Below are 26,054 nucleotides of genomic sequence, written 5' to 3' on the forward strand. Positions count from 1 at the left end.
AATTTGTTTATTCAATCATTATAATACTTTAACAAAATATAACAAATTTAAGACCAGCAAAAAAGTAATAAAAAAACGCTATTTCGCAAAAATAGGCAAAATAACGTTGTGACAATGTATCAATTTATTAAAGCGAACACTTTCCCATCTCTTTGTTCGCCATTGTTTGTAGGGTCTTTATGTTCGTATGCTTTATTTATCGTATTGTTCTTAATTTGATGGTCAGTCATTTCGTACACTTGTTCCGAGTGAGCACTAACGTTCGCACTTAACAAGAATATTGCAAAGGCTGCACTTGAAACTAAAAATATGATGATATATGTTGATACGTTTTTATATTTATTGTAAAACATCATTTCCACTCCTAGAACATTTGTTTGTATAAGTAATTTATCAGAACTTATGTTCTGTGTCAATATTTTAACGAACAAATGTTTGTTTTGGTTGTGAATTAATGATATACTGTATTTAAATTAATTTAGGGAGTGCCTATATATGAGAGAATTAACAAAACGACAAAGCGAAATATATAACTATATTAAACAAGTTGTTCAAATGAAAGGTTATCCGCCTAGTGTTCGCGAAATTGGTGAAGCAGTTGGCTTAGCATCCAGTTCAACTGTTCATGGTCACCTTTCACGTCTTGAAGAAAAAGGATATATAAGAAGAGATCCAACGAAACCACGTGCTATAGAAATTGTAAGTGATCAAACAAATGATAATATTAATATGGAAGAAACGATTCATGTGCCAGTTATTGGTAAAGTCACAGCAGGTGTTCCTATTACCGCTGTAGAAAATATTGAAGAGTATTTTCCATTACCTGAACACTTAACATCGACACATAATAGCGACATATTCATATTAAACGTCGTAGGCGACAGTATGATTGAGGCTGGTATATTAGACGGAGACAAAGTAATTGTTCGCAGTCAAACCATAGCAGAAAATGGAGACATTATTGTTGCTATGACTGAGGAAGATGAAGCAACTGTCAAACGCTTCTATAAAGAAAAAAATCGTTATCGATTACAACCTGAAAATAGTACAATGGAGCCAATTTACCTCGACAATGTTGCTGTAATTGGGAAAGTAATTGGTTTGTACCGCGAAATGTAATATTTTAAACCGTTATATATTATCGTAATTGTTAAACCCTCATTTTTATAAATTTTGGACCTCTTGAAAAAGTTTCGTTTTCAAGAGGTTTTATTTATTCTAATCTAAATTCAGTTCAAACAGAAATTGCGAATTGTTAGATAATCTCATTCTTTAATATAAATTTTGAATTACAGATTTCTGCAAAATGTTACACAAATTAAAACTCGCCCCCGTAATAATTTACAGGAGCGAGCCATTATTATTTTTTTCTTTCTTTTTTATTAAGTATATCTTTGACGCGTTCAAGTATATCCGCATCTTTTGGTTTATCTGTTGTTATCATGTTTATCTACTTCCTTACAGACAAACATTACCCTTTAATCTCATGCCAAAAACATTAACCAGTATAATTTTCTGTCCAAAAAGGTTGTTTTTCATCATTAAAATCAACACCAACACCTAATATTTTAAACGTATCATTTAAAATATTTTTTCTGTGACCAATAGAATTCATTAATCCTTGATGTGCATAGATACTACTAACTTGACCATATGCTAAATTCTCTCCGGCTGAGTTAAATGTAATACCATCTTTTTTCAATCTATCAAATGGTGATTGACCTTTTAAATTTGTATGATCAAAATAATGATTGTTGGCCATATCTTTACTATGCTTACGTGCAGTTTCAGAATTCTGTTTAGAATACTTCAATGTAGATAATTGATGTAGTTTTCTTTCAGCATTAACTAAATCAAAATTTTGTAGTTCAAAACTATCTGCAAGCGATTTCGAAGGTGCTCCATATTGTTCTTTTAATCTATTTTCCATAGCATCACTTACTTGTAAAACAGCTGTTACATTATTACGTCGATGCTTATCATAAAATACCGTCGTATAAATGTGATTTTTATGGAAAACATCATATTCTTTATTATTTTGTTCGTAACGCACTCTACCTTTAACAATCTCTGTTTCTGGTTCGCCTAATCTTTGCCTTACAACCGATTTCGGTGTATTGTATTTAATTTTTGATTTTGAAGTGATTATATTTTGATTTGTATATAACGCATTAACTTTATCTTTAATGTAACTTATCATTATAAAATTATTGTAATCATCATCATAATACGTATACCACTTCGTACCATATTCATTAAATGTCACTCTTTTTGGTTTATTTAATGTTTTCTCAACATCTGATTTCGACATGTTCATTTGTATATTATTAAAGGCAAATTGTTGTTTCTTCGGTGTATCCAATTTATTTTCCGCAGAAATTGTTTCTTTATTGATGTGAATGTCAATATATTGTCTTACTTCATTTTGTAAATGAATGAATGGTTTAAATTCTGTTATTGGCGCAATGATAATAATTGATAAAAACGCAACAACAGTTACTATGAATTTTTTAATTTACATCACCTACTATAAATATTAATCTCTATCACCGTTGAAAATAGAGTTTCTAACAATAACATAATCTACAGTACGTAATGATTTCAAGTCTTTTCCACCGGCATATGAAATTGAGCTTTGTAAATCTTGTTGCATTTCTTTTAAGGTATCCATTAATGAACCCTTATGTTCTACAAACATTTTTTTACCTTCTACATTTTTATGTTCGCCTTTTTGAAATTCAGATGCACTACCAAAATATTCTTTATACTGTTTACCATCAAGTTCTACAGTTTCACCAGGTGATTCTTCGTGTGCCGCAAATAATGAACCAATCATGACCATTGATGCACCAAATCTAATTGATTTAGCGATGTCGCCATGCGTTCTTATACCACCATCGGCAATCAAAGGTTTACGAGCTGCTTTACTACATATGTTTAATGCCGCTAACTGCCAACCACCAGTACCAAAACCTGTTTTAATCTTTGTAATACAAACTCTACCAGGACCTATACCGACTTTGGTAGCATCAGCACCAGCATTTTCTAATTCTCTAACACCTTCTGGCGTACCAACATTACCAGCAATAACAAAACTATCAGGTATATGGTTTTTTATATGTTTAATCATGTTTATCACTGAATCTGAGTGACCATGCGCAATATCTATTGTAATATATTCGGGGATTAATTTTTCTTGAGCTAACTTTTCAATAAAATCAAATTCCGCTTTCTTTACACCAACTGAAATAGATGCAAATAAGCCTGAATTTTGCATATGTTTTATAAAAGGTATTCTTGCTTCTTCATCAAAACGATGCATGATATAAAAGTAATCATTTTCAGCAAACCATTTCGCTAATTTCTCATTCATAACTGTTTGCATATTTGCAGGAACTACAGGTAGCTTGAATTTTTTCGGACCAAATTGGATAGTTGTATCACATTCAGACCTACTTTCAACTATGCATTTATTAGGTATTAATTGAATATCTTCGTAATCAAATATTTTCACTTTAAATAGCCCCTTTAAAAACTAATTATTTTTAAATGCAAATTAAAAACCGAATGTTTCCTTATTAATATGAGAAAACATTCAGTTTATAGCATTCGTATATACTGTACATTGTTTTATTGATATTGTAAATGGGCTAAAGTACGAAATTTGATTTTACCAACTTGATTTTTTAACACCTGGAATTTGTCCTTTGTGCGCATGTTCTCTAAACGCAATACGAGACATTTCAAATTTACGTAATACACCTCTAGGTCTTCCAGTTACTTTACATCTTCTAGTTAAACGTGTAGGTGATGAATCTCTTGGTAATTTTCTTAACGCTTCGTAATCACCTTTTGCTTTTAACTCTTTACGTAATTCGTAATATTTATTTACTAACTCTTCTCTTTTTCTCTCTTTTGCTATTTTAGATTTCTTAGCCATATATAGTTACCTCACTTTTTATCAAATCGTAATTATTACGATTTATATAATAACACAATCCTCACATAATTCAACAGTAAAGTTTCATTTCTTTGTTAAATCATTTTCTAAACCATCATATTTAAGATTAAAGTGTATTATCGAACATTTATAAAACATACCCAGAATTACTTCGTACTTATTAAATTCCGCTTTGAAATTTTAAATTCTACTATATTAAATACTCTTTCAAGCATTCGCTAACAAAGTGACTTTATAAAATCAGTAATCTATTTCCTTCTATAAATATTCTCAAATTTTAATAAAGTAACAACTAATACAATCATATATTGTTCTACCGATGAAACTCAATCCATTAATCACTCTTCACAAAAATTTCATAAAAAAGCGAGCTCCCCAATATAATAGGTAAGCCCGCTTTATTTTCAAATCGTCGTATTTGAATGATAAGAATTACTTAGTTTCACGATGTAACGTATATTTGTTTAATCTTGGGCAATATTTTTTCATTTCAATACGCTCAGGATTATTACGTTTATTTTTAGTAGTGATATAGTTACGATCGCCACATTCTGTGCATGCTAATGTTACGTTTACGCGCACGTTAAACACCCTCTCTTGTTAGGAATCTTTACGATTTATTATGATATCATAAACTGCTCAACTACGCAATATAGAAACTACATATCAAATTTATTTTTCAAAGTTTTCGTATGTTTCATCATTTTCAGTTTCAAGATCAATAGAATTTATATCAATACCTAATGCTTTTGCAACACCTTTACCATATTCTGGGTCAGCTTTGTAACAATGACGAATATGACGTCGTTTAACATCATCCGTTACGCCTTCCATTGCATTTGCTGTATTTGTAAAAATTCTTTCTTTAGCGTCCTCTGATTGTAATCTAAACAATTTACCTGGTTGTTCAAAATAATTATCATCATCTTGACGTTGATTATATTCATAGCCATATCCATCAGTTGGGAATGGTGGCTTTTTATATTCAGGTTGAGAATCAAATTTACCATGGTTATTTGGATAATAATGTGTTCCTCCACCTTGATTATTGTCAACTACGCGCATTTGACCATCTCTACTAAAAGGACAAATATTTTCAATACCAACACCTTTAGGTTGGTTTACAGGAATCTGCCAATGATTAACTCCTAATCGATATCTTTGCGCATCGCCATATGAGAATAAACGCCCTTGCAGCATTTTGTCTGGAGAAAAATCTAATCCTGGAATAATATTAGTTGGTGCAAACGCAGCTTGTTCAACATCCATAAAGTAATTATCTGGATTTCTATTTAATTCAAACTCTCCAACTTCAATTAGAGGATACTCATCGTGATACCATACTTTTGTTAAATCAAATGGATTATCTTTATGGTTTTTAGCTTGTTCCTCAGTCATTACTTGAATATACATTGTCCATTTTGGATAATCACCTTTTTCAATGGCTTCGAATAAATCGCGTTGAGATGAATCACGATCTGTAGCTATAATTTCAGCAGCTTCTTCATCAGTTAAGTTTTCAATACCTTGTTGCGTTCTAAAATGGAATTTAACCCAAACACGTTCACCAGAATCATTATACATAGAGTATGTGTGAGAACCGAACCCATGCATACGACGTAAATCTTTAGGAATCCCTCTATCTGACATTAAGATCGTTACTTGGTGCAATGCTTCTGGAAGACCCGTCCAGAAATCCCAGTTATTTTGTGCATCTCTCATATTTGTTCTAGGATCTCGTTTCACCGCACGATTTAAACTAACAAATAACTTTGGATCTCTAAAGAAGAATACTGGTGTGTTATTCCCTACTAAATCCCAGTTCCCTTCTTCAGTGTAGAACTTTAACGCAAATCCTCGAATGTCACGCTCCGCATCAGCAGCACCACGTTCTCCTGCTACAGTAGAGAAACGGGCAAACATTTCGGTTTGCTTACCTATTTCAGAGAATATTTTAGCATTCGTATATTTTGTTATATCTTTAGTTACAGTAAATGTCCCAAATGCACCAGAACCTTTGGCATGCATTCGACGTTCTGGTATTACTTCTCTATCAAATTGAGACATTTGCTCTAAAAAGTAAATATCTTGCATTAAAAGAGGTCCCCTAGGCCCTGCTGTCATACTATTTTCTCGGTCTGATACTGGATGCCCAAAAACACCAGTTAACTTTTTGTCTTGTTGTGACATAGTCATCCCTCCACAATTTATAATAATTATAATTTAATACATATTATAATTTAACCCCATCAAAATTACAATTAAACATGCTCAAGATGATTAAAAAATCAGAAAATTTTAATTTTTTCGCTTTACAGTACTAAATAGTTATTGAATAGTACACTTAAAAAGCTTACAATAATGGGTATATTTAAATAGATGGGAGACTAAATATGGAAGATAATAAAATGAACCGTAGTCTTAACTCAAGACACATTTCCATGATTGCTATAGGTGGTGCAATTGGGACTGGTCTATTTGTAGCTACTGGTAATATCATTTCTCAAGCTGGTCCTGGAGGCGCTATACTCGCTTATCTTGTTATTGGTGTCATGCTATATTTCTTAATGTCATCAATTGGAGAGTTGGCAACATTTTATCCAGTATCAGGTTCATTCAGCTCTTATTCAACACGCTTTATTGACTCATCTCTTGGCTTTACCATGGGATGGTTGTATTGGGCATTGTGGTCATTAGTTACAAGTGTTGATGTCATAGTAGCGTCAAATGTGCTTTATTTCTGGGACACATTTAAATTTTTCCACCCCATTACTTGGAGCTTAATCTTTATTACAATTTTACTATTATTAAACATTTTTTCTGTAAAATCATTTGGAGAAACTGAGTTTTGGTTATCATTGATTAAAGTGTTAACAATTATCGTATTCGTTATTTTTGGCTTTTTAATGATTTTCGGTATCTTAGGTGGTCATACATATGGATTTGAAAACTATACAAAAGGCCAAGCACCGTTTGTTGGTGGTATCTCTGGTTTCTTAGGCGTATTATTAGTCGCCGGATTTTCGGTTGGTGGTACAGAAGTAGTAGCAGTAACTGCTGGTGAATCAGATGACCCTAAAAAGTCTATGCCTAAGGCAATTAAACAAGTATTTTGGCGTATTCTTTTATTCTATGTCTTATCAATTGCAGTAATTGGTGCAATTATTCCGTACACAGATCCATCATTATTAAGAGCAAGTAGTTCAATAAGTCAAAGCCCATTTACAATTGTATTCGATAGAGTAGGCATAGCCTTTGCAGCATCAGTAATCAACGCGGTTATTTTAACTTCATTATTATCCGCTGCAAATTCAGGTGTTTATACAACAGGCAGAATGTTGTATTCCTTAAGTTCAGACAAAAAAGCACCCCAATTTTTAAGTAAATTAAACAAGACAACTAAGTTACCTTTAAGAGCATTATTAACTACTTATGCAGTCGTTGTTATTGTTATTATTTATGCAAACTTTAATTCAAATGCCGTTTTTAATTTACTTGAAATTATTGGTTCAATGATTATAGTTGTTTGGGGATCAAGCATTTGGTCACAAATACGATTGCGACAAGCTATTAAAAAACAAGGTCAAGACCCTAATAAGGTCCTACCATATAAAGCACCTTTTTATCCATTAGGACCAATCATTGTCATCACTACACTATTATTCTTGCTATTTGGTGGCTCAGTTGAATATATTTTAAAAGATCAATGGTTAAATGCTTTTAAAAACTTTTTACCTTTAATCATTCTAGCGTTGATTTACTTTATTCATAAAATCATTCACAAAACAAAATTTGTAAAGCTAGAAACAATTAATTTAAAACCACACGATTATGACAATCAAAAATAAATAAATTCTCATACGGCAGATGCTTTAGATTATCTATAGCATTTGCCGCTTTTTAATGGTGTAAAGCAGATATACTTTAATATCTTTTTCTAGTATAAAGTGTATTAACTAGTATTCTGTTTATATTTTATTATTACCATGTTACCATTCTTTATTTTAGATATTTTGCATATCGTGTATAATATAGATAACAATAACTTTTCAGGGGTGAAATTCAATGATTGGACAAACAAATTTATTTGATGATGTACTAAAGCAAGATGAAAGATTTGTTATTGTAGTTCAAGCATTAGAAGAAAAGAACGGACAATTATTAAAGAGAACTTTAAGGGAATATCCCGGTTTAAACCATAAACAAATGAATGATTTATTTATGCACTTAAAGGAATTATTTTCCGAAGAATCATTTGCTGAAAACCAATCAGCGTTCAGTATTACAGTTTATACAAATTTAGATTATACTGCTGACCAAATATATGCTCATGTAAAACGTTTCAGAGGTAAGCATGACTGGACACAAACAGCTAAATAAAATCAAGATGCTTGCAGTGATTTTAACAATTAATGTTAGATTGTCACTGCATTTTTTAATGCATTCGTTATTATTCAGAATGATCAAATTTATTTATCTACCTTCAGTGACTAGTTAATACTTGATTTATTCAAAAAATATACATTTACTCTATTCGTTTGATATCATTACTAATCTAAAATATGTATTTCAAATCCTCCATAGTATAACTGAAGTCATTTTCACAAAAATAAAAAGCCTTAACCACAAGATATCTTATTCAAATATCATGTGTTAAGGCTTATTTTAAAATTTATAACAATTTTTTGAGCGCATGTGGAATACCATTTTCATTATGATCCAACGTAACTTCATTTGCATATTGCTTAAGTTCATCTGATGCATTCCCCATAGCAATAGCTAGACCTGCGACTTCAAACATTGATTTATCATTCATACTATCACCAAAAGCAATGACTTGATCCACCGAATATCCCAATTTGTGACATAACGCTTTAATTGCATTACCTTTTGAAACGTCTTTAGCCATAAATTCTAAGAAGAATGGCTTACTTGTCGTAGCATCTACATTATCATTGAACACACCATTCAAATCAATTCTAGCTTCTGTAATATTCGCTACATAATCTACACCCATGACCTTGGGTACATCGCCTTGAATATACGCTTTGATATCATCAACACGTTTCATCGGTAAACCTGTTAATTCTGCTTCAATATTCATATACTCATGTTCGCTGTCGTAAATAATTTGACCATCATGATATGTAAGAACGAAAAAGCCTCTATCTCGACAATAATCTACAATTTCATCGAAATCTTGCTTACCAATCGATTTACTTACTTCTACTTCTTCATTAGTCATGTTAATCGTTTTACTACCGTTATAACTAATAATATAGCTATGATGTTCAGGTAATTTTAAATCTCTAGCAGTTGGAATCATACCTTCAGTAGGTCTACCAGATGCTAAAACAACATAATAACCTTCATCTTGAATTGCTGTTAAATAATTTGCAGTTTCTTCTGATATCACATTATCTGAATTTAGCAATGTGTCATCCATATCTAAAACGACAACTTTATAATTTGTCATATCGCATTAAATCTCCTCTCTATTCTGCATTTAATACTATTTTACAATATAAAGCGTCTATTGGTATACAATTCGTTCTTTAACACCACTGATATTAATATCGACCAATTCAGAATGGCATGATACTACCTGACTATTTAAAGAGCGAACCAATTCCCCACTATTTTCTTTACGACTAAATATTAAAATAGTTGGTCCAGCACCACTAATTACAGTTGCATAGGCATTATGTTGACTAGCAATTGTTTTCACTTCATCAAATTCAGCAATTAAATGCTGACGATACGGTTCATGAAAGCCATCTTGTTGCATGAGTTTACCTGCTAATTCATAATTGTGCTGTGCTAATGCACAAATCATTGTATTACTAATTGCACTACTTTTAACCGCTTCACTATGTGTTAATTTTTGTGGTAAAGCACGTCTTGATGCTTCTGTTTTTAGTTCATAAGTTGGTATCGTTACAATCACATCCACGTCTGGTATGTCGATATGTGCAACTGACGTTTCTTTCGAGACATCATTATAATATCCAGCGATTAAACCACCATAAATGGTCGGCGCAACATTATCAGGATGTCCTTCGATTTCAGTCGCTAATTGTAATACCTCATGTTTAGACAGTTGGATATCACCAAAATAATTTGCGATATATATAGCTCCTACTAAAGCAGAAGCTGACGAACCTAACCCTCTTGCCAATGGAATATCACTTCTCATTTCGATACATAAATTAGGCAAGTCAACACTATATTTAGAAGCAACTTGTTGTGCTACATGATAAATAAAGTTTGTTTCGTCAGTAGGCAATTGCTTAGATGCATCATCATGGAAAATATATTCCCATTTTGTCCCTGATGTTTCCTTTACAGACAGATGCAAAAATTTATCTAAAGCCATACCTATAGAATCAAAGCCAACTCCAAGGTTGGCTGTTGATGCAGGAATTGTTAACTCCAAAACATTCGACATGTTATAAAGCTCCTTTAATATAATCGATAATGCTATCTTTATCATTTGGCAATGGCTTTATCGGATTATCTAGTAGTGAAATAGCAGTATCAGGATCTTTTAATCCATTACCAGTTAAAATAGCAACTACTTTTTTACCTTGAGGTAATTTACCTTGTCTATGCAATTTAATTAAACCTGCAATAGAAGCATTACTCGCTGGTTCACTAAAGACACCTTCTTTAGTTGTCATTAACTGATATGCTTCTAGAATTTCATCATCAGTAACACTATCTATTAATCCATTTGATTCTTTAAGAGCATTAGTCGCCTTATCCCAACTAGCAGGATTACCAATTCGAATAGCAGTTGCAATCGTTTCAGGATTTTTAATGACTTTATTTTGAACAATTGGTGATGCGCCTTCAGCTTGGAAGCCAAACATTTTCGGCAATTGTGATCCTTTAGCTTCATGATATTCTTTAAAGCCTTTCCAATATGCAGTAATATTACCTGCATTACCTACAGGAATCGCTAAAATATCAGGTGCTTCACCGTCTAATTGTTGTACAATTTCAAATGAGCCTGTCTTTTGTCCTTCGATTCTAAATGGATTGACAGAGTTTACAAGCTCGATTTCGCCACTTTTTGCAATTTCTTTTACAATTTCTAAAGCTTCATCAAAGTTTCCTTCAATAGAAACGATTTCTGCACCATACATTACTGCTTGCGACAATTTACCTAATGCAATTTTACCTTCTGGTATTACGACGATAGCTTTTAAACCTGCTCTCGCTGCATATGCTGCTGCAGACGCTGATGTATTTCCAGTCGAAGCGCATATTACAATTTTCTTACCTTGCTCTTTTGCTTTTGTCACAGCCATTACCATACCGCGATCTTTAAATGAACCTGTCGGATTGGCACCTTCATACTTCACATATAAATCTATACCTAGTATTTTAGACATATTTTCACAATGAATGAGTGGTGTATTTCCCTCGTTCAATGTTAATTTTGGTGTATTTTCATTTACTGGTAAATGTGCTTTAAACTCTTCTACTAATCCTTGCCATCTTCTCATTATAATTAAACTCCTTCTACTGGGTATACTTTGTCAACTTCGTATCCATGCTTAGTGATTAATTCTTCCGGTGATGATTCCAATCCAACTATAACAGCGGCATATGATTGATTATCGTAATTTGCAACTCTTAATGATCGGTGAAATGGTAATATTGCCTTTAACTCATTTTCAAAATTTTCAATTGAACCTTTGACATGATTCACTACTACAAAGAAATTGGATTTTTCTTTAATATTAATTTCTGCATCTGAATCCATCATTTCCCTTGTTTTATCTGTCTTTAATTCAAAATGTGGTGGCAATGTGTGTAAATCTGATTCAAAGAATAATGCTACATTCAATAAATCACTGACAACGGCACTACCTGTTGCTAAACTGCCTGCTCCTTTTCCATAAAACATCGTGTCACCAACAGCATCACCAATGACATAAATCGCGTTATATTCATCCTCTACAGCTGCTAATTGATGCTTTTTATCAATTAACGTTGGTTCTACCGATGCATTAACTTTGCCATTTTCATATATTCCCTTACCAATCAATTTAATTTTATACCCCAGTTGATCGGCTACATTAATATCAGTTAAAGTTACGCCACTAATTCCTCTTCGTTTAACGTCGTTTAATTTAATGACTTGGTTAAATGATAAATATGATGTAATGACAACTTTACGCGCTGCATCTACCCCTTCTACATCATCAGTTGGATCCGCTTCAGCAAAACCAAGTCTTTTCGCTTCATCAAGTGCTTCCTCAAATGTCGTTTGCTCTTTAGTCATTTTAGATAAAATAAAATTAGAGGTACCATTTAAAATTCCCATAAATTTTGAAATATTATTCGCATTCAAACCATTATTTATGGCATTTACGATCGGAATACCACCTGCTACACTCGCTTCAAACTTTAAAGCTACACCATTTTCTTCTGCTAAATCTTCTAAAAGTTTAAGATGTACTGCTAATAAATCTTTATTCGCGGTAATAACATGTTTTTTATTTTTAAGTGCTGTTCTTAACCAATCTACAGTTGGTTCAATTCCTCCCATGACTTCAACGATAATATCTAATGAATCATCATTTAAAATTTCATTAACATCTTCAGTTAAATGATATTGGCTAATATTTAGCGGTCTCTTTTTAGATTTATCTCGAACAAGAATATGCTTTATGACAATATCTTTATTTAATGTATCTTGAATTTGCTGTCGGTTCTCTTCGATGATTTTAACAACACCAGATCCGACAGTACCTAATCCTAATAATGCTATATTTAATTTTTTCATTTTATGTACCTCCGTTTGTGCTTTTGAGAAAAACAAATGTATTATTGAAAAACACTAGATGATAGTATAGTATAGAATTATTCTTTATTTTTGTAAAGTTCGTAATATTCAAAATATAAATACATAATATCATTCTTACTTACAAAACTGAATACAATTTTCTGATTTTTTAGAAAGGTTGGCATGCACTATGAAAGTTTCCAAATTCGGTGGTAGCTCCGTCTCCAATGCTACTCAAATTAAAAAGGTTTTAAATATTGTTAATTCTGATCCAGAGCGAAAGATTGTTATCGTTTCTGCTCCAGGTAAAAGACATGATAATGATATTAAAACAACTGATTTGTTAATCAGATTATATGAAAAGGTCATTAATCATCTTGATTATCATGATAAAAAAAGAGAAATTATTCAGCGTTATGATGATATTGTAAAAGAATTGCAAATGGATGAAAGTATTTTACGGACGATAGATATGACTTTGGAACATTATATTAATCAATTAAAAAATGAACCGAAGAGACTATTAGATGCATTACTTTCTTGTGGTGAAAATTTTAATGCGCAATTGATAGCTTTATATAATAATAGTCAAGGTATACCAACAAAATATATATCACCGAAGGAAGCGGGTATTTTTGTTACTGACGTCCCACAAGAAGCACAAATATTAGATAGTGCTTACTCTGAAATTAAAAAATTAAGAGATTATGATGAGAAACTAATTATCCCAGGATTTTTCGGCGTATCTCATGAAGGATATATAGTTACATTTCCACGTGGCGGATCAGATATAACTGGCGCCATCATATCAAGTGGTGTTAGAGCTACAATTTATGAAAATTTCACCGATGTGTCTGGTATTTATAAAGCTAATCCAAATATCATCAAAGATCCTGAATTAATCGAAGAAATCACTTATCGAGAAATGCGTGAATTATCTTATGCTGGTTTTAGTGTTTTCCATGATGAAGCCTTACAACCACTTTATAAAGATCGCATCCCTGTGGTGATTAAAAATACGAACCGCCCTCAAGATAAAGGTACATTTATAGTGCATGATAGAGAAATAAATGCGAAAAATGTGATTAGCGGTATAAGTTGTGATAAAGATTTTACCGTTATTAATATCAAAAAGTATTTAATGAATAGACAAGTCGGCTTTACTAGAAAGATATTAGGTGTCTTAGAGGATAATAATATTTCATTTGATCATATGCCTTCAGGTATTGATACTATCAGTATCGTTATGCGCTCAAAACAAATTCAAAATAAAGAAACAAAAGTATTAAATGAAATTCGTCAAAAATGTGATGTTGATGAGCTAAGTATTGAGCATGATTTAGCAATTTTAATGATTGTCGGCGAAGGTATGAATAAGGTCATCGGTACTGCAAATAAAATTACACATGCCTTAGCTGAATCAAAAATTAACTTAAAAATGATTAACCAAGGTGCTTCGGAAATCTCGATGATGTTTGGAATTCATGTAGATGATGCTGAAAAAGCTGTATTATCTACATATGAGTTTTGCTATCACGGGGTTGCATTAAAAAACTTGTGTGATAAAAACTAATATAAAAGCAATTCGTAACACATGTATTCAACTGCGTTATGAATTGCTTTTTCTTAATTATTTATTGTTCTCTGGATTGCATCCTTAATACGTTGCTCACCTACTACAAATTTTAAAATAAAAAATTGATAGTAGCTTAATGCATCTATGACACGTTTATAATTGGAATAATGATGATACTGATGGTGTTGCATTAAATCATACATTAGAACGATTTCCGGTTTAATATAATCCACATCCCAATTTAAACTATGGAAGTAAATGTTACTCTTAGGTATACGTATATTCGGATCCAATCTAAAAATCCATTCATCGTTTACTACATCATAAACGAAAATACTCATTATTGTTGTATCATCATATTGCACATAAACTTTTGCAATTTTTGAAAGTGATAAATCTTCTTTAGCTATTGCTTGATCTTGCTTATCTATGTATAGTAACGCATATGATTGCGGAATAACTTTCACAATATCACTTAAACGCTTACGTTCCACGCATATTTCAACAATAGAAGGTAATTTTAATTCATCATTTAAGAAAAGCTGCATGGCAACTTCACCGTGAAATTTAAATAATTGCGATGATGTTTTCATTAAATTGTCCACTAATTGTTCTTTAGCATTCATTTCATTCACTCTCAAATACACCTCCTAAGCAAGCGCTTTCACAAATATCATTATACATTTTAAAATTAATGAATTCAATCTTCAAAATACTATGAGTGACCTAATTCTGTCATTTAAATGACCGTTATAACATAAATTCGACATAAACTTGAATTCACGAATCTTTCACGTCATATTCATTGAACATCAATATCTGTCAGTTTATAATTTGATTATAACAATGATGAACTAAAATCAACTAATAAAAATGTGGGAAATTGAATAACAATTAATCTTTATTAATTATTATTGTATACAAAGTTAAAGAAGTCAAAAAGGATTGGTGAAAAAATGTCTTTTTATGTTGTACTTATCATTATCATTGTAGCATTAATTGGTATATTAGTTTTAAATCAAAGGTATAGTAATAGTAAAATAGATACCGAAGTTTATGCAAGAAAGCAACTTATTAAAAAGAACAAAGCATTAAGTGCAGAAAATGCTGAATTAAGAAGTCAAATGCTGAGTTCTAATAATGATGTTGGCCACCATGCATACAAAAATGCTAAAAGAGAATTACGCAAGATTTTAGATAGCTATCTCGAAAATGGTAAATTAAAATATTACGATATTATCGTTACAAGCAATTTAGCTACTAAACATCCGTTTTTCGAGTATGCACGTTCATTTGATTTTATCATTGTTTCAGATATCGGTTTAATAAACGTTGATGTAAAAAGCTGGGGTGAAAAAACATTTTATCACTTTGATGTACCTGATGAGCATGATACAGAAATAAGCAATAGTAATATTGAAAAAGTTGTCGGTCATTACATTAGCCAGCAATATCATGATCAGTTTAATTCATCAAGAAAGTCTATCTATACTTTTACAGAAACAGTTCAACCAAATCGTGTTATTTATGATTTTTATGATTATGATCCGTATCAATTAGCAGCAAATAATGCGAAAGCATTAAAGGATCATATTGAACAAAACTTTAACTTTAAAGTCCAAAGTACCGGTGTTATTTACTTTAGTGATGGTACAGTTAATATCATTCAAGGTTCTGAAGAAAGAGATAAATATGTTGATACAGTTTCAACAAAATCTTCGTTACGACGTATTATTAGCGAAGCCATAGAGCTATCTAAACACCCTTTAAATAAAGAACAGGTTGATCAAATCACAGCTATATTCAAGTAAAATCAAAGGCATAATAATCCATTACGCTCGATACGCACTATGGTTATTATGCCTTTAAATTATTTCTATATATAAATTTATGGTAATAATAAATCGATGCTTCAAGTATATTTTACTTTAATATATATAATCACCTATTTAATTATTTACTCCAAATATTTAATTTCTGTTGTTTAGCTTTATTTTGTGCTTCTATAAATACATTTCTATATTTGCCATTTGGTGAAAAATACTTCTCTCTAGCAAGTCCCTTTTCCACTAATTCCTTATTGTACATACGATCTTTACTTATCCATACATACGCCAATGTTCTACCATAGCGATCTTGTTTTTCTTTATCATATTCTAAATAAACATCTTGATTTGTTAATGTCTTCTTACTATAATTTGATGCTTCTTTGCCAAATGGTTGTACAGGCGTATTCGGTTTCACCGTTTCTGGCGTATCAACCCCTATAAGCCTAACTTTAATTTCTTTACCATTTTGATTTGCAATAAATGTATCACCATCCACAACTCTTTGAACATGTACTTTATCTTTACCATTTAAATCTTGTACAGTTTCATGATTCGTCCCCTTTTTGAAAGGACCCGTATGATTCATAAATTGAAATGCTAATACACCTACAATAATGATGGCTACCACAATCATAGCAAGCGATTTATTTGACTTCATATTGCCACCTACTTCTCTTTTTTCATTCCGATTAATCATATAAAAGTTAAGAAATATCGTCAATAGCCATATCTACATATTTCAATATTTTGGAAAGCTATAGCATGATATAATGTTATTGTTAAGGAGTGAAAATAAATGAACATTTCAAATGAAAATACAGTCACATTAATTGCAGTAATTATCGCAATTATCATTGGTATTTTCCTACAAATATTTTTCAAATTACCATTAATAGTGACGGCAGTACTATCTATTTTATTGGGTATCTTTGTAGGCTTTATCGTTTACTTGATTGTTTCGTTTTATAATAAGCGAAAAAATTAGTTAACAAATCTAAATTGCGAGTACCAAAATAAAAGTATTGAGTAAGATTTTGATTATTGACTCACTTTCCAAGTCTCTTAAATCAAAACACTCAATACTTTTTTGTTTGTATTTAGATCCAGCCTTTTTCATTTGCCTTTTTCCAAGCATCAAAACGATTATCTGCAAATAATTTATCAATTATAACAGATGTATAATTTCTAACTGTTCCATCTGTCAAAAATAATTTTTCACTTATTTCTTTACTACTTAAACCATTGCCAATTTCCCTTAATACAATTTGTTCTTTGGGCGTTAATGGGTTTTTATCTACAAAAAATGAAGTCATCAATGTGGCGCTATATTCTTTCTCTCCGTTATTTACTTTATTAATGGTTTCCACCAATTCTTCTATAGAACGTTCTTTTAAAACATATGCATCCACATCATTCACAACTGCTTTTTCAAAGTATCCCGGTCTTTTAAAAGTTGTTACAATAATCACTTTAATATTCAAATGCTTTTTTCTAATTTCCGCTAAAACTTCAAGTCCAGTCATGCCTGGCATTTCTATATCTAAAATAACAACGTTAGGATTATATTCTTCAATAAGTTTCATTGCATCGAGACCATTATCAGTATCTGCTAAAATTTCAAAATCACCATGTAGTTTAATTAATTGAACCATTGCCTGTCGTAACATATTTTGATCTTCTGCAATAATTAAAGATGTCATGCTATTCCTCCTGTTGAGATTTCAATGATTATTTTAGTTCCATTTGTTGAGTCGACTGCTAAAGTTCCATTTAAATGTTGTACACGCTGTGAAATACTTTTCACCTCACAATCACTATCGATACCTTTGCCATCATCTTCAATCATAAGCAGTAATTTATGATTGTTTACAGTTTTTAATTTACCATGAACTTTTGAAGCATTTGCATGTTTAATAACATTATTTATCGCTTCACGCGTAATCATAACTAACATAGATTGTTTAGTAGGACTTAATACTTGCGCTAATTCTTTATTTTCAAATGTAAAATCAATATCAGCATCTTTTAAAACTTTACGTATACTATCAATCTCTTCAATAAATGATGGTAATTTTACATCATCAATAATTTCTCGAACTTTGTTCAATGATTCACGAGATAATTTATTAATTGCTAATAATTCAGCTTTTACTTTTTCTACATCAGCATCTATTAGTTTATAAGCTAATTCTGATTTTAATGATAAACTTGCAAACACATGCCCTAACGTATCATGTAAGTCTTGACCAATTCTATGTCGCTCTTGTTCAGCAATTAATGTATTAATATGTCTATTTTTTTCTGCTATTTCTTTTTGATATTCACGGTTTTTCATTTTTTTAAAATTATCTAGCATTATTAACGATATAACGACATAATAAACCATCATTGCAACAAAATAGTTGTTATACAATAAGTACGTTATTATTGTACATATAATCATTGTTAGTATGAAAAGATTAGTTGCCGTTTTTTTAACATTATTTTTAAAAGTAAATGGAACGGCAAAAGCACTATAAAAGAAAAACAAACTTAGCATTGGATGTACACTGAAAACAAAATAACAAATAATAAAATAATGAATAATCAACAAAATGTAAAACATTAATGTATTAAGTCTATTATTTACTATAACTAATATAAGATACGACAACGAAAAGACAATGACTGATATAATATACAACCATTTGGGACCATATACTTCATTAAAAAATATACCGGCAATAGGAAAAATCAGATAAAGTATAGACGATATTTCAGCAATTGAAGTATCTTTTAAAAATTTCATATTTTATTCCGCCCTTTTAAAATGACTAATACAATATACTGCTATTATACTCCCTAAAGCATACAAGAGTATTATAGCAAATGATATTAAATTGATATGATGATTTGAAGCAATATCTACACCTAGTTTACGCAAATGATAGCTCGGTAAAACATGAGCAACATGTTGAAGCCAATTTGGAAATGTGTTTATCGGAAACCACAATCCACCTAATACTGCTAAACCAATTGTTACGATATTAGCTAAAGCACTTGTTTTTTGAATATCATTTAACAAAGAAAATAATATGCCAAAAGTTATTAATAGAGACGCACCTAACCATAAAAATATTCCTGACTCTAACCATTGAACTGCACTCATTGCAACACCTTTATAAAAATGTCCAACCATAAAAATAACTAATATCGCTATTGCAAATTGCAGCATAGTTTTCACTACTTTTGAAATATAATAACTAGTAAAAGTAAATGGTGTTACCATTAATCTTTGGCGCCATTCATTTTGTTTTTCATTAATAATATCTAATGGAAAAGTTAGTAAACTAAAACTTAACAAACTATAAACCGTCATACTATACATATACTCTTTATAAAATTTAGGTTTAACATCTTCCGGCAATTCCAATATCGAAGTAAATAATATATAGAATATAACAGGAAATAAAATAGATAATATTAATGTTGTTTTTTTACGCATTATAACTTTAAATTCGATTTTCAAGTAACTTAGTATCATAATTAGATCCCCTTTGCTTTTTATTGTTGAAGTATGAATCAACAATTGAGACTTTTTGTATTTCAATATCATCCAAATTAATATGAAGTTGTTGAAGATATAAAATCGTATCATTTACATTTGAAGTAATAATTTTGATAGTGCCATTATGATTTTTTTGAATAACTAAATCATCTTTATCTAGTTTTAACTTTCTTATATATTCATCGGATAACGTAATCTGAGATTGCTGATTGGTTCTAATATGTGACGTTGAATCATTAAGTATTATTTCTCCATTTTCAATGAGAATAATTTTGTCTGACATACGTTCGACTTCTTCAATATAGTGCGATGTATAGAGTATCGTTCGATTATCTTCTTTTAAATTTTCAATAATTGACCAAAAATATTCTCTAATTTCTATATCCATAGTCGATGTTGGTTCATCTAATAAGATCAATTGTGGTTGTCCGATTAAAGATAATACAAAATCGAGTAATCGTTGTTGACCACCAGAAAGTTTATTTACAAATTGGTTCAGTTGACTAGAATCAAATTTCGTCAGTTCTATTATTTCTTCCAATGGTAATGGATTTTCGTAAAATGATTGATATAAGTTGATAATCTCAATAACTTTTAATTGATCTGGAAACATCGTTTTTTGGAACATTATACTGCGATTTTCACTTTGTAATAACTTGTCTTTATCAAATATCTCACCAGAATTAGCATTAACATTACCAATTAATATATCAATTAACGTTGACTTTCCAGCACCATTTTTTCCAATTAAAGCGATACATTTACCTTGTTCAATATCGAACGAAATATTTTTTAGAACACATCTTTTATTAAATGACTTGTTGATATTAGATATTTGAATCAATTTAATCACCTCTATTTTTTTCTTAATTTAATATTAGTAAATTTATTAGATTTAAAATAGAACACTTTGTCATAGATTTGAAATGACAAATGTCATTATTAGGTTTACATAATATATTTATCGTTATTTTAATTTTGGGCAAAATAAAAAGAGCCTCTATAATCGAGACTCCTTACAAATAAATTATAAAATTGGCGAAACTAATTTTGCTAACGATTCTTTGAATTTAACAGACAGCGGTCTATTGGCATATGATTCTTTGGTTAGTTGTTTTGACTTTGTAATATCATGTTCATAAGCCACCCTTAAATCTTTAGCAAGATTTTCATCATATACAAAGGCATTTACTTCAAAATTTAATTCAAAACTTCTAAAGTCCATATTTGCTGTGCCCACTGATACGATTTCATCATCAATTAAGCACATTTTAGAATGTATAAATCCATTTTCATACGTGTAAATTTTTACGCCACTAGATAGTAAATCTGAAGCATTTGAATATGTCGCCCAATATACTAATGGATGATCTGGCTTACATGGAATCATTAAATGTACATCTACACCTGATTTAGCAGCAATTTTAATGGCATTTATATATGAATTATCCGGAATGAAATATGGTGATTGTAAATATACAGATTTCTTTGCACTCATAATCATTTTTGTATAACCGTATTCAATTTGATGCCAGTCACTAGCCGGGCCACTTGCAGCTATTTGAATTGGTGAATTGCCCAATGGTCCGTTCTTTTTAGGGAAATACTTAACATCATATTCAAATTGTGGACGGTGCGCTTGCGAATTCCAGTCTAAAATAAATCGCAACTGCAGTGCATCAACCGCATCCCCTTGTATACGTAAATGCGTATCTCTCCAATATCCTAATTTTCCTAATCCTAGATATTCATCACCAATGTTAAATCCTCCGACATAACCTAGTTGACCATCGATTACGATGATTTTTCTATGATTTCTATTATTCATTCTGAAATTCAATAACGGTAATTTTGAAGCAAAAAATGCTTCAACTTCTCCACCTAACGATTTAAAATGATCAAAATTTGCCATCTTAACATTTTTAGATCCAACATCATCATATAATATTTTTACTTCTAGACCTTGTTTCAATTTTTCTTCTAAAGCATGTAAAATTCTTTTACCTAAACCATCTAAAGCGAAAGTATAGTACTCTAAATGGATATATTCTTTTGCATTTTTAATATCTTTTAAAACTTGATCATATAAATCATTTCCATCAATGAAATGATCAACTTTATTATTTTCAGTTAAAAAACCATCTTGATCCATCAAAAGCATACGTACTAAATCATGATGTTTTTGAACTTGTTTGTTATCAGTACCATAATTACCTTTATCAAAGCTTTCTATTTGTTGTTTTAAAAGTCCATCGAAATCCGTTAACACGTTACCATTGTTTTTATTCAATTTGCGTGCCGAAACGGTTCTACCAAAAAACAAGTAAAGAATAAAACCAATCAATGGTAAGACAAAAAGTACAAATAACCACGCCCATGTCGAACTGGCTGTACGTCTATTTCTTTCTAAAAAAATAATAATAAACGCAAGTACCAAATTAATGATAAAGGCAATTGCTAAAATAATGGTAAAAAGTGTTCCTAAATCATTTGAAAATGAAAATTGCATAGTTTATTTCTCCTATAAAGAAAGGCACAAAAAACTTTTGTACCTTTCGTTCCAGATTATTTATTTACAGATAGAGTTAATATTGCATTAAACTCTTCTTCATTATTTGGAAATGTTCTTTCTTCAATTTCTTTTATTGTAATATTTACTAATTTCAAATTTGCAGCTTCTTCAGAACCTAAAAATTCGTTAATATTTGATTCTAATAATTCTAAAGTCTCAGCTGTAAAAGTTTTAAGTTTAATTTGTTCCATTTAAATCCCCTCTTTTCTCTATTTCCTAAATCATAGAACTTTTAACAGTAAAATTCAATCATTAATACATGTGTTCCAGCATGAAAAGTCGCTATGATTAAAAATTAATTAATTTTCTTAATGTATTGTTTGATGTATAATATATTTATTCAACTTCGCGATAATGCGATACAAACTTTAACAATTCACAATACATTTTAAATATCGAACTAGTTTTGAAATTAGTTTATCATATTAAAATGCTGATATTAGTTTTAGGGGGAAATGTAGTGATCTCATTTGAAAATGATTATTTAGAAGGTGCTCATGAAAAAGTATTAAAACGATTAGTAGATACAAATCTTGTACAAGCTTCGGGATATGGCTTTGATCAATTCACAGCTCAGGCAATTGAAAAGATTAAAGATACAATTGATTGTCCAAATGCTACTATCCGTTTTTTAGTAGGTGGAACGCAAACCAATCAGGTTGTTATTAATTCAATGTTAGAAAGTTACGAAGGGGTTATTTCAGCAGACACTGGTCATGTTGCTGTGCATGAGGGCGGTGCAATTGAATATAGTGGACATAAAGTAATTACTATACCCTCTAAGGAAGGAAAAGTTAGTGCTTCAGATGTTGAAACTTACATGGAGACATTTAAAAGTGATTTTAAAAAGGACCATATGGTATTCCCAGGAATGGTATATATTTCTCATCCTACAGAATATGGCACATTATACTCTAAATCAGAATTGAAAGAGTTATGTAAAGTATGTAAGCAATATCAGCTTCCATTATTTATGGATGGTGCACGATTAGGGTATGGATTGATGAGTGACCAATCAGATATGACTATTAAAGACATCGCTAAATATTGTGATGTATTTTATATAGGTGGTACGAAGATAGGTGCATTATGCGGGGAAGCCATTGTTTTTACGAAAAATAATGAACCGAAACAATTTACCACTCGAATCAAGCATCACGGTGCCCTTCTAGCAAAAGGACGGTTAACAGGCATACAATTTTTAGAATTATTTACGGACAATTTATATTTTAATATAAGCAGACATGCTATCGAAATGGCAAATAAGATGAAAGACGGGTTTATAAATAAAGGCTATCGTCTTTACTTTGATTCTCCAACCAATCAACAATTTTTTATTTTAAGTAACGAAAAAATAGCAGAGTTAGAACAAAAAGTTAAATTTGCTATTTGGGAAAAATACGATGATCAACATCGTGTTGTTAGATTCGCAACCAGCTGGGCGACAACCGAAGAAAATTTAAATAAACTATTAGAATTAATCTAATAATGCTGTTATATGTCATCTGGCAAATCATTTATTAATTAATCAAGATCAGTTGAGTAGTTGTGTTTATTTATATATGAAACTGCTCATTTGTAGCCGTTGATGATATAAAATTACATTATTCCAAAACAAGGTACTACAGATTATTGAGTATCTTGTTTTATTTTATATATTTAAAAATGTTAATTTGTGCTGTATTTACTTTAATTTGACGAGATTTGAGAAGTATTATGATGGTTATAGTTATTTTATGAAAGTGATGTATTAACAATCGAATTACTAAGTATATATTTGTAAGAATATCTATGTTTAGTTTAAATGAAATGCACTATTTAAGTTTTTAATATGGAGATGTTTGTGACTTTTCGATGATTAAGATTTTTATAGGTGTGCATCATTTCAAATAAACTTTGTGTTTAAAATTTAGCTTAGGAAATCGATAGGTTTAGATGAGGATATTGTTGAAGGTGTCTGTATTGTATCCTTAGTTGTTATAAAAGCCCAAAAATAGCACCGCTTTCTCTTTATCTGTGTAGAAAGGATGCTATTCTGTAATTATTTGTATGTCTTTAATATCTGATTCATCAATAGAATAAAAACCTAAATCTGTTTCTAAATCCATGCAATAGTTACCAGAATCACTTTCTAACGGATTTTCAAAATCTATAACAAAACCTTTTAATTTTTCATCATTTTTTAGTGTAACTATAACATTTTTACGATATACATCTTTGATTAACATTTTACTTCTCCTTACTTACAAATGGTACTATATGAGAACCAGTTTTGGAATAATGTATTTTACCATATGCAGCATTAATATATTTTCCACATGCATAAGCTTTTCCTATAGTTTTTTCGAAATTAATTATTTCCTTACGATTAAATCCAAATTTATCCACTAATATTTTGCCAGTCATTGAACATTTCTTTAATAAATCATTTAATTCTTCTATAGAGAGTATTGTATAGCTAGGAAACCTCTCATCATTCTGCAATGCATAAATTTTATTTTTTAAATATAATTTATGACCTAAAAAATATCTATTCTGTTTTTCAGGATTTATTTCTATTTTTATTTTACCACTTTCAATCATTTCTTTAACTTTAAATATTTTTCCGTTGAGTGAATAACATTTTAATAAATAGTTAAAATTGGGTGTAAAATAGCACCTCAATCGTTTATTACAAAAGTATACTTATTTTAAAACTTCAATATATTTGATTTGGCTTTCATCAAAATCATATAAATCTATTCCGTCATCTAAATGTATAGAATCTTCTCCACTTTCGTTATCTATTTCATCGTCATAATTTGTAACTTCTCCAATAAATTTTTGCCCATTAGTTAACTCGATCAATACTTTTTTACCAATGTAAGTCCATAATTTCAATCTTTAACATCCTTTCCATTTGGGATTATGCGGCTCCCAGATTTTGAATAATGCACTGTGTCCCATTGAGTAATTATTAACATTCCATCAATATAGTCTTTCCCTATAATTTTTCCAACTTATTTATATTCGCTATTCTCCACCAAATTCTTTTAAATATGTTAACTTTTGTGATTCTGCTATTATAGTAAATAGTTAAAAAAGTGTATAAAAAAAACCAGCTTCTCTTTATCTGTGTAGAAAGGATGCTATTTTGTAATTATTTTAATAATCTAATACTTTTTATCTCAGTTTCATCAAACGAATAAACAGCAAAATCAGTCTGTATATCTACAACAAGATTTCCTGTTTCGCTCTCGAATTCATTTTCATAGTCAGTTACAAACCCTTCGTATTCTTCATTATTCAAAAGCGTAATAATAACATCTTTACGATATGCATCTTCAATTCTCAATACTTTTCACCTACTTATCAATATAAGGTACTATATGAGCACCTGTCTTCGAATAATGCACTTTTCCCTTTATGGTTTCAATATACACATTTTCGATATGTATTTTTCCAATAATTTGATTAAAATTAATAATCTCTTTCAAATCAAATCGCTCATCACTTAATATTAGATTGCCTGTTGACATTTTTCTCTTAACAATTCACTCAATAAATCTATAGAAAGTATTGTATAGCTAGGCAATTTCTTTTTATTTAAAATGGCTCTTTTTTTATTTTCATTATATAGGTGATGACCTAATATATATCTATTTTATTTTCCGCAATTTATTTCTATTTTTATTTTACCATTTTTAATCATTTCTTTCATCTGGTTTTTAGCTTTTTCCTGTAATTATGCTTCTTTTACTTCTACTTGATATTTACCTTCACGCTCTTTAAA

The 26,054-nt window shown here is 30.4% G+C and carries 32 protein-coding genes; 8 read left to right on the forward strand and 24 right to left on the reverse strand.

What is annotated here, in order from left to right; genetic code table 11:
- Positions 1-119: 119 nt before the first annotated feature.
- Positions 120-353 carry a DNA damage-induced cell division inhibitor SosA gene (gene sosA, locus HMPREF3247_RS09520; protein WP_000499650.1) on the reverse strand — a complete coding sequence of 78 codons (234 nt, stop codon included), beginning with the start codon at positions 351-353 and terminating at the stop codon, positions 120-122.
- A gap of 142 nt (positions 354-495) precedes the next feature.
- On the opposite strand from sosA, the gene lexA reads away from it, so the two are divergent.
- Positions 496-1,119, forward strand: coding sequence for a transcriptional repressor LexA (gene lexA, locus HMPREF3247_RS09525; protein WP_001208755.1), 624 nt, complete (start codon positions 496-498; stop codon positions 1,117-1,119).
- Between the two features lie 379 nt (positions 1,120-1,498).
- Here lexA and HMPREF3247_RS09530 read toward each other — a convergent pair whose 3' ends face one another.
- From HMPREF3247_RS09530 to HMPREF3247_RS09555, 5 genes are all read right to left on the reverse strand, one after another.
- On the reverse strand, positions 1,499-2,515 hold the full coding sequence (locus HMPREF3247_RS09530; RefSeq protein ID WP_170961871.1) for a CAP domain-containing protein: 1,017 nt from the start codon (positions 2,513-2,515) through the stop codon (positions 1,499-1,501).
- Positions 2,516-2,536: 21 nt separating this feature from the next.
- Positions 2,537-3,514: a GMP reductase gene (gene guaC / locus HMPREF3247_RS09540; RefSeq protein WP_000688122.1), complete on the reverse strand. Its 978-nt coding sequence runs from the start codon at positions 3,512-3,514 to the stop codon at positions 2,537-2,539.
- Between the two features lie 156 nt (positions 3,515-3,670).
- Positions 3,671-3,940, reverse strand: a complete 270-nt coding sequence (gene rpsN / locus HMPREF3247_RS09545) for a 30S ribosomal protein S14 (RefSeq protein ID WP_001085655.1) — start codon at positions 3,938-3,940, stop codon at positions 3,671-3,673.
- Between the two features lie 453 nt (positions 3,941-4,393).
- Complete coding sequence (gene rpmG, locus HMPREF3247_RS09550; protein WP_001265708.1) at positions 4,394-4,543, reverse strand: 50S ribosomal protein L33; 150 nt, start codon at positions 4,541-4,543, stop codon at positions 4,394-4,396.
- A 90-nt stretch (positions 4,544-4,633) separates the two neighbouring features.
- Positions 4,634-6,151 carry a catalase gene (locus HMPREF3247_RS09555; RefSeq protein WP_064130019.1) on the reverse strand — a complete coding sequence of 506 codons (1,518 nt, stop codon included), beginning with the start codon at positions 6,149-6,151 and terminating at the stop codon, positions 4,634-4,636.
- Between the two features lie 203 nt (positions 6,152-6,354).
- Here HMPREF3247_RS09555 and HMPREF3247_RS09560 point away from each other — a divergent pair, with 203 nt between their 5' ends.
- The 3 genes from HMPREF3247_RS09560 to HMPREF3247_RS09570 all read left to right on the forward strand — a co-directional run bounded on the left by HMPREF3247_RS09560 (position 6,355) and on the right by HMPREF3247_RS09570 (position 8,341).
- Complete coding sequence (locus HMPREF3247_RS09560) at positions 6,355-7,809, forward strand: amino acid permease (RefSeq protein WP_000389956.1); 1,455 nt, start codon at positions 6,355-6,357, stop codon at positions 7,807-7,809.
- Positions 7,810-7,947: 138 nt separating this feature from the next.
- A complete protein-coding gene (locus tag HMPREF3247_RS09565) occupies positions 7,948-8,052 on the forward strand; it encodes a hypothetical protein (RefSeq protein ID WP_001791424.1) in 105 nt (34 codons plus the stop codon).
- Positions 8,027-8,341, forward strand: coding sequence for a hypothetical protein (locus tag HMPREF3247_RS09570; protein ID WP_000580198.1), 315 nt, complete (start codon positions 8,027-8,029; stop codon positions 8,339-8,341). The genes HMPREF3247_RS09565 and HMPREF3247_RS09570 overlap by 26 nt, the downstream gene beginning before the upstream one ends.
- Before the next feature lie 292 nt (positions 8,342-8,633).
- Here the strand turns inward: HMPREF3247_RS09570 and HMPREF3247_RS09575 are convergent, their stop codons facing one another.
- Genes HMPREF3247_RS09575 through HMPREF3247_RS09590 form a run of 4 tightly spaced genes read right to left on the reverse strand, consistent with a single transcriptional unit; the run spans position 8,634 to position 12,758 of the window.
- Positions 8,634-9,437 carry a Cof-type HAD-IIB family hydrolase gene (locus HMPREF3247_RS09575; RefSeq protein ID WP_000186313.1) on the reverse strand — a complete coding sequence of 268 codons (804 nt, stop codon included), beginning with the start codon at positions 9,435-9,437 and terminating at the stop codon, positions 8,634-8,636.
- 57 nt (positions 9,438-9,494) lie between these two features.
- Complete coding sequence (gene thrB, locus HMPREF3247_RS09580; RefSeq protein WP_000073184.1) at positions 9,495-10,409, reverse strand: homoserine kinase; 915 nt, start codon at positions 10,407-10,409, stop codon at positions 9,495-9,497.
- A 1-nt stretch (position 10,410) separates the two neighbouring features.
- Positions 10,411-11,472: a threonine synthase gene (gene thrC, locus HMPREF3247_RS09585; protein WP_001255460.1), complete on the reverse strand. Its 1,062-nt coding sequence runs from the start codon at positions 11,470-11,472 to the stop codon at positions 10,411-10,413.
- 5 nt (positions 11,473-11,477) lie between these two features.
- Positions 11,478-12,758, reverse strand: a complete 1,281-nt coding sequence (locus HMPREF3247_RS09590) for a homoserine dehydrogenase (protein ID WP_000735864.1) — start codon at positions 12,756-12,758, stop codon at positions 11,478-11,480.
- 190 nt (positions 12,759-12,948) lie between these two features.
- On the opposite strand from HMPREF3247_RS09590, the gene HMPREF3247_RS09595 reads away from it, so the two are divergent.
- Entirely contained in the window at positions 12,949-14,331 is a 1,383-nt protein-coding gene (locus tag HMPREF3247_RS09595; RefSeq protein ID WP_000868641.1) for an aspartate kinase, read from the forward strand.
- Positions 14,332-14,384: 53 nt separating this feature from the next.
- Here the strand turns inward: HMPREF3247_RS09595 and HMPREF3247_RS09600 are convergent, their stop codons facing one another.
- Positions 14,385-14,960 (reverse strand): hypothetical protein, encoded by a 576-nt coding sequence (locus HMPREF3247_RS09600; RefSeq protein ID WP_001803470.1) that lies wholly within the window; start codon positions 14,958-14,960, stop codon positions 14,385-14,387.
- A 330-nt stretch (positions 14,961-15,290) separates the two neighbouring features.
- On the opposite strand from HMPREF3247_RS09600, the gene HMPREF3247_RS09605 reads away from it, so the two are divergent.
- Positions 15,291-16,145: a hypothetical protein gene (locus tag HMPREF3247_RS09605; RefSeq protein WP_000011823.1), complete on the forward strand. Its 855-nt coding sequence runs from the start codon at positions 15,291-15,293 to the stop codon at positions 16,143-16,145.
- 142 nt (positions 16,146-16,287) lie between these two features.
- Here HMPREF3247_RS09605 and HMPREF3247_RS09610 read toward each other — a convergent pair whose 3' ends face one another.
- A complete protein-coding gene (locus tag HMPREF3247_RS09610) occupies positions 16,288-16,821 on the reverse strand; it encodes a thermonuclease NucI (RefSeq protein ID WP_000841351.1) in 534 nt (177 codons plus the stop codon).
- Between the two features lie 138 nt (positions 16,822-16,959).
- On the opposite strand from HMPREF3247_RS09610, the gene HMPREF3247_RS09615 reads away from it, so the two are divergent.
- On the forward strand, positions 16,960-17,148 hold the full coding sequence (locus tag HMPREF3247_RS09615; protein WP_001027143.1) for a hypothetical protein: 189 nt from the start codon (positions 16,960-16,962) through the stop codon (positions 17,146-17,148).
- A 112-nt stretch (positions 17,149-17,260) separates the two neighbouring features.
- Here the strand turns inward: HMPREF3247_RS09615 and HMPREF3247_RS09620 are convergent, their stop codons facing one another.
- From HMPREF3247_RS09620 to HMPREF3247_RS09645, 6 genes are all read right to left on the reverse strand, one after another.
- On the reverse strand, positions 17,261-17,863 hold the full coding sequence (locus HMPREF3247_RS09620) for a response regulator (protein ID WP_000202390.1): 603 nt from the start codon (positions 17,861-17,863) through the stop codon (positions 17,261-17,263).
- Positions 17,860-18,951 (reverse strand): sensor histidine kinase, encoded by a 1,092-nt coding sequence (locus tag HMPREF3247_RS09625; protein WP_000670300.1) that lies wholly within the window; start codon positions 18,949-18,951, stop codon positions 17,860-17,862. The genes HMPREF3247_RS09620 and HMPREF3247_RS09625 overlap by 4 nt, the downstream gene beginning before the upstream one ends.
- Before the next feature lie 3 nt (positions 18,952-18,954).
- The gene (locus tag HMPREF3247_RS09630; RefSeq protein WP_000603968.1) at positions 18,955-19,686 is read right to left on the reverse strand and encodes an ABC transporter permease; all 732 of its coding nucleotides are present in this window, start codon (positions 19,684-19,686) and stop codon (positions 18,955-18,957) included.
- Entirely contained in the window at positions 19,655-20,563 is a 909-nt protein-coding gene (locus tag HMPREF3247_RS09635; RefSeq protein ID WP_000593436.1) for an ABC transporter ATP-binding protein, read from the reverse strand. Before HMPREF3247_RS09635 ends, HMPREF3247_RS09630 begins: the two co-directional genes overlap by 32 nt.
- Positions 20,564-20,737: 174 nt before the next feature.
- On the reverse strand, positions 20,738-22,219 hold the full coding sequence (gene cls, locus HMPREF3247_RS09640; protein WP_001160615.1) for a cardiolipin synthase: 1,482 nt from the start codon (positions 22,217-22,219) through the stop codon (positions 20,738-20,740).
- Positions 22,220-22,275: 56 nt separating this feature from the next.
- Positions 22,276-22,473, reverse strand: a complete 198-nt coding sequence (locus HMPREF3247_RS09645) for a hypothetical protein (RefSeq protein WP_000435070.1) — start codon at positions 22,471-22,473, stop codon at positions 22,276-22,278.
- A gap of 269 nt (positions 22,474-22,742) precedes the next feature.
- On the opposite strand from HMPREF3247_RS09645, the gene HMPREF3247_RS09650 reads away from it, so the two are divergent.
- Complete coding sequence (locus tag HMPREF3247_RS09650; protein WP_000622704.1) at positions 22,743-23,768, forward strand: threonine aldolase family protein; 1,026 nt, start codon at positions 22,743-22,745, stop codon at positions 23,766-23,768.
- Positions 23,769-24,312: 544 nt separating this feature from the next.
- On the opposite strand, the gene HMPREF3247_RS09655 is transcribed toward HMPREF3247_RS09650, so the two are convergent.
- From HMPREF3247_RS09655 to HMPREF3247_RS14970, 6 genes are all read right to left on the reverse strand, one after another.
- Complete coding sequence (locus tag HMPREF3247_RS09655; RefSeq protein WP_000905625.1) at positions 24,313-24,510, reverse strand: hypothetical protein; 198 nt, start codon at positions 24,508-24,510, stop codon at positions 24,313-24,315.
- 1 nt (position 24,511) lies between these two features.
- Positions 24,512-24,865 (reverse strand): polymorphic toxin type 50 domain-containing protein, encoded by a 354-nt coding sequence (locus tag HMPREF3247_RS09660; protein ID WP_000572947.1) that lies wholly within the window; start codon positions 24,863-24,865, stop codon positions 24,512-24,514.
- 102 nt (positions 24,866-24,967) lie between these two features.
- Complete coding sequence (locus HMPREF3247_RS09665; protein WP_000780596.1) at positions 24,968-25,162, reverse strand: LSm family protein; 195 nt, start codon at positions 25,160-25,162, stop codon at positions 24,968-24,970.
- The gene (locus HMPREF3247_RS15105) at positions 25,159-25,272 is read right to left on the reverse strand and encodes a hypothetical protein (RefSeq protein ID WP_306307095.1); all 114 of its coding nucleotides are present in this window, start codon (positions 25,270-25,272) and stop codon (positions 25,159-25,161) included. The genes HMPREF3247_RS09665 and HMPREF3247_RS15105 overlap by 4 nt, the downstream gene beginning before the upstream one ends.
- A 149-nt stretch (positions 25,273-25,421) precedes the next feature.
- Entirely contained in the window at positions 25,422-25,616 is a 195-nt protein-coding gene (locus HMPREF3247_RS09670; protein WP_001217295.1) for a hypothetical protein, read from the reverse strand.
- Positions 25,617-25,626: 10 nt separating this feature from the next.
- Entirely contained in the window at positions 25,627-25,800 is a 174-nt protein-coding gene (locus HMPREF3247_RS14970; protein WP_001788723.1) for a polymorphic toxin type 50 domain-containing protein, read from the reverse strand.
- Positions 25,801-26,054 lie beyond the last annotated feature (254 nt).

The sequence above is a fragment of the Staphylococcus sp. HMSC36A10 genome, assembly GCF_001838845.1.
In the GTDB taxonomy this organism is placed as follows: Bacteria; Bacillota; Bacilli; order Staphylococcales; family Staphylococcaceae; genus Staphylococcus; species Staphylococcus aureus.

What these genes read in the sequence shown, in the direction of transcription:
- HMPREF3247_RS09625 (WP_000670300.1), bottom strand. Translation starts at nt 18,951, where the DNA reads ATGAAATTTTTAAAAGATACTTCAATTGCTGAAATATCGTCTATACTT.
- HMPREF3247_RS09615 (WP_001027143.1), top strand. Translation starts at nt 16,960, where the DNA reads ATGAACATTTCAAATGAAAATACAGTCACATTAATTGCAGTAATTATC.
- lexA (WP_001208755.1), top strand. Translation starts at nt 496, where the DNA reads ATGAGAGAATTAACAAAACGACAAAGCGAAATATATAACTATATTAAA.
- HMPREF3247_RS09645 (WP_000435070.1), bottom strand. Translation starts at nt 22,473, where the DNA reads ATGGAACAAATTAAACTTAAAACTTTTACAGCTGAGACTTTAGAATTA.
- HMPREF3247_RS09570 (WP_000580198.1), top strand. Translation starts at nt 8,027, where the DNA reads ATGATTGGACAAACAAATTTATTTGATGATGTACTAAAGCAAGATGAA.
- rpsN (WP_001085655.1), bottom strand. Translation starts at nt 3,940, where the DNA reads ATGGCTAAGAAATCTAAAATAGCAAAAGAGAGAAAAAGAGAAGAGTTA.
- HMPREF3247_RS09630 (WP_000603968.1), bottom strand. Translation starts at nt 19,686, where the DNA reads ATGATACTAAGTTACTTGAAAATCGAATTTAAAGTTATAATGCGTAAA.
- thrB (WP_000073184.1), bottom strand. Translation starts at nt 10,409, where the DNA reads ATGTCGAATGTTTTGGAGTTAACAATTCCTGCATCAACAGCCAACCTT.
- HMPREF3247_RS09560 (WP_000389956.1), top strand. Translation starts at nt 6,355, where the DNA reads ATGGAAGATAATAAAATGAACCGTAGTCTTAACTCAAGACACATTTCC.
- thrC (WP_001255460.1), bottom strand. Translation starts at nt 11,472, where the DNA reads ATGAGAAGATGGCAAGGATTAGTAGAAGAGTTTAAAGCACATTTACCA.
- HMPREF3247_RS09555 (WP_064130019.1), bottom strand. Translation starts at nt 6,151, where the DNA reads ATGTCACAACAAGACAAAAAGTTAACTGGTGTTTTTGGGCATCCAGTA.
- HMPREF3247_RS09590 (WP_000735864.1), bottom strand. Translation starts at nt 12,758, where the DNA reads ATGAAAAAATTAAATATAGCATTATTAGGATTAGGTACTGTCGGATCT.
- sosA (WP_000499650.1), bottom strand. Translation starts at nt 353, where the DNA reads ATGTTTTACAATAAATATAAAAACGTATCAACATATATCATCATATTT.
- HMPREF3247_RS09620 (WP_000202390.1), bottom strand. Translation starts at nt 17,863, where the DNA reads ATGACATCTTTAATTATTGCAGAAGATCAAAATATGTTACGACAGGCA.
- HMPREF3247_RS09660 (WP_000572947.1), bottom strand. Translation starts at nt 24,865, where the DNA reads ATGATTGAAAGTGGTAAAATAAAAATAGAAATAAATCCTGAAAAACAG.
- cls (WP_001160615.1), bottom strand. Translation starts at nt 22,219, where the DNA reads ATGCAATTTTCATTTTCAAATGATTTAGGAACACTTTTTACCATTATT.
- HMPREF3247_RS09610 (WP_000841351.1), bottom strand. Translation starts at nt 16,821, where the DNA reads ATGAAGTCAAATAAATCGCTTGCTATGATTGTGGTAGCCATCATTATT.
- HMPREF3247_RS09565 (WP_001791424.1), top strand. Translation starts at nt 7,948, where the DNA reads ATGTTACCATTCTTTATTTTAGATATTTTGCATATCGTGTATAATATA.
- HMPREF3247_RS09605 (WP_000011823.1), top strand. Translation starts at nt 15,291, where the DNA reads ATGTCTTTTTATGTTGTACTTATCATTATCATTGTAGCATTAATTGGT.
- HMPREF3247_RS09600 (WP_001803470.1), bottom strand. Translation starts at nt 14,960, where the DNA reads ATGAATGCTAAAGAACAATTAGTGGACAATTTAATGAAAACATCATCG.
- HMPREF3247_RS09595 (WP_000868641.1), top strand. Translation starts at nt 12,949, where the DNA reads ATGAAAGTTTCCAAATTCGGTGGTAGCTCCGTCTCCAATGCTACTCAA.
- HMPREF3247_RS09655 (WP_000905625.1), bottom strand. Translation starts at nt 24,510, where the DNA reads ATGTTAATCAAAGATGTATATCGTAAAAATGTTATAGTTACACTAAAA.
- HMPREF3247_RS14970 (WP_001788723.1), bottom strand. Translation starts at nt 25,800, where the DNA reads ATGTCAACAGGCAATCTAATATTAAGTGATGAGCGATTTGATTTGAAA.
- HMPREF3247_RS09575 (WP_000186313.1), bottom strand. Translation starts at nt 9,437, where the DNA reads ATGACAAATTATAAAGTTGTCGTTTTAGATATGGATGACACATTGCTA.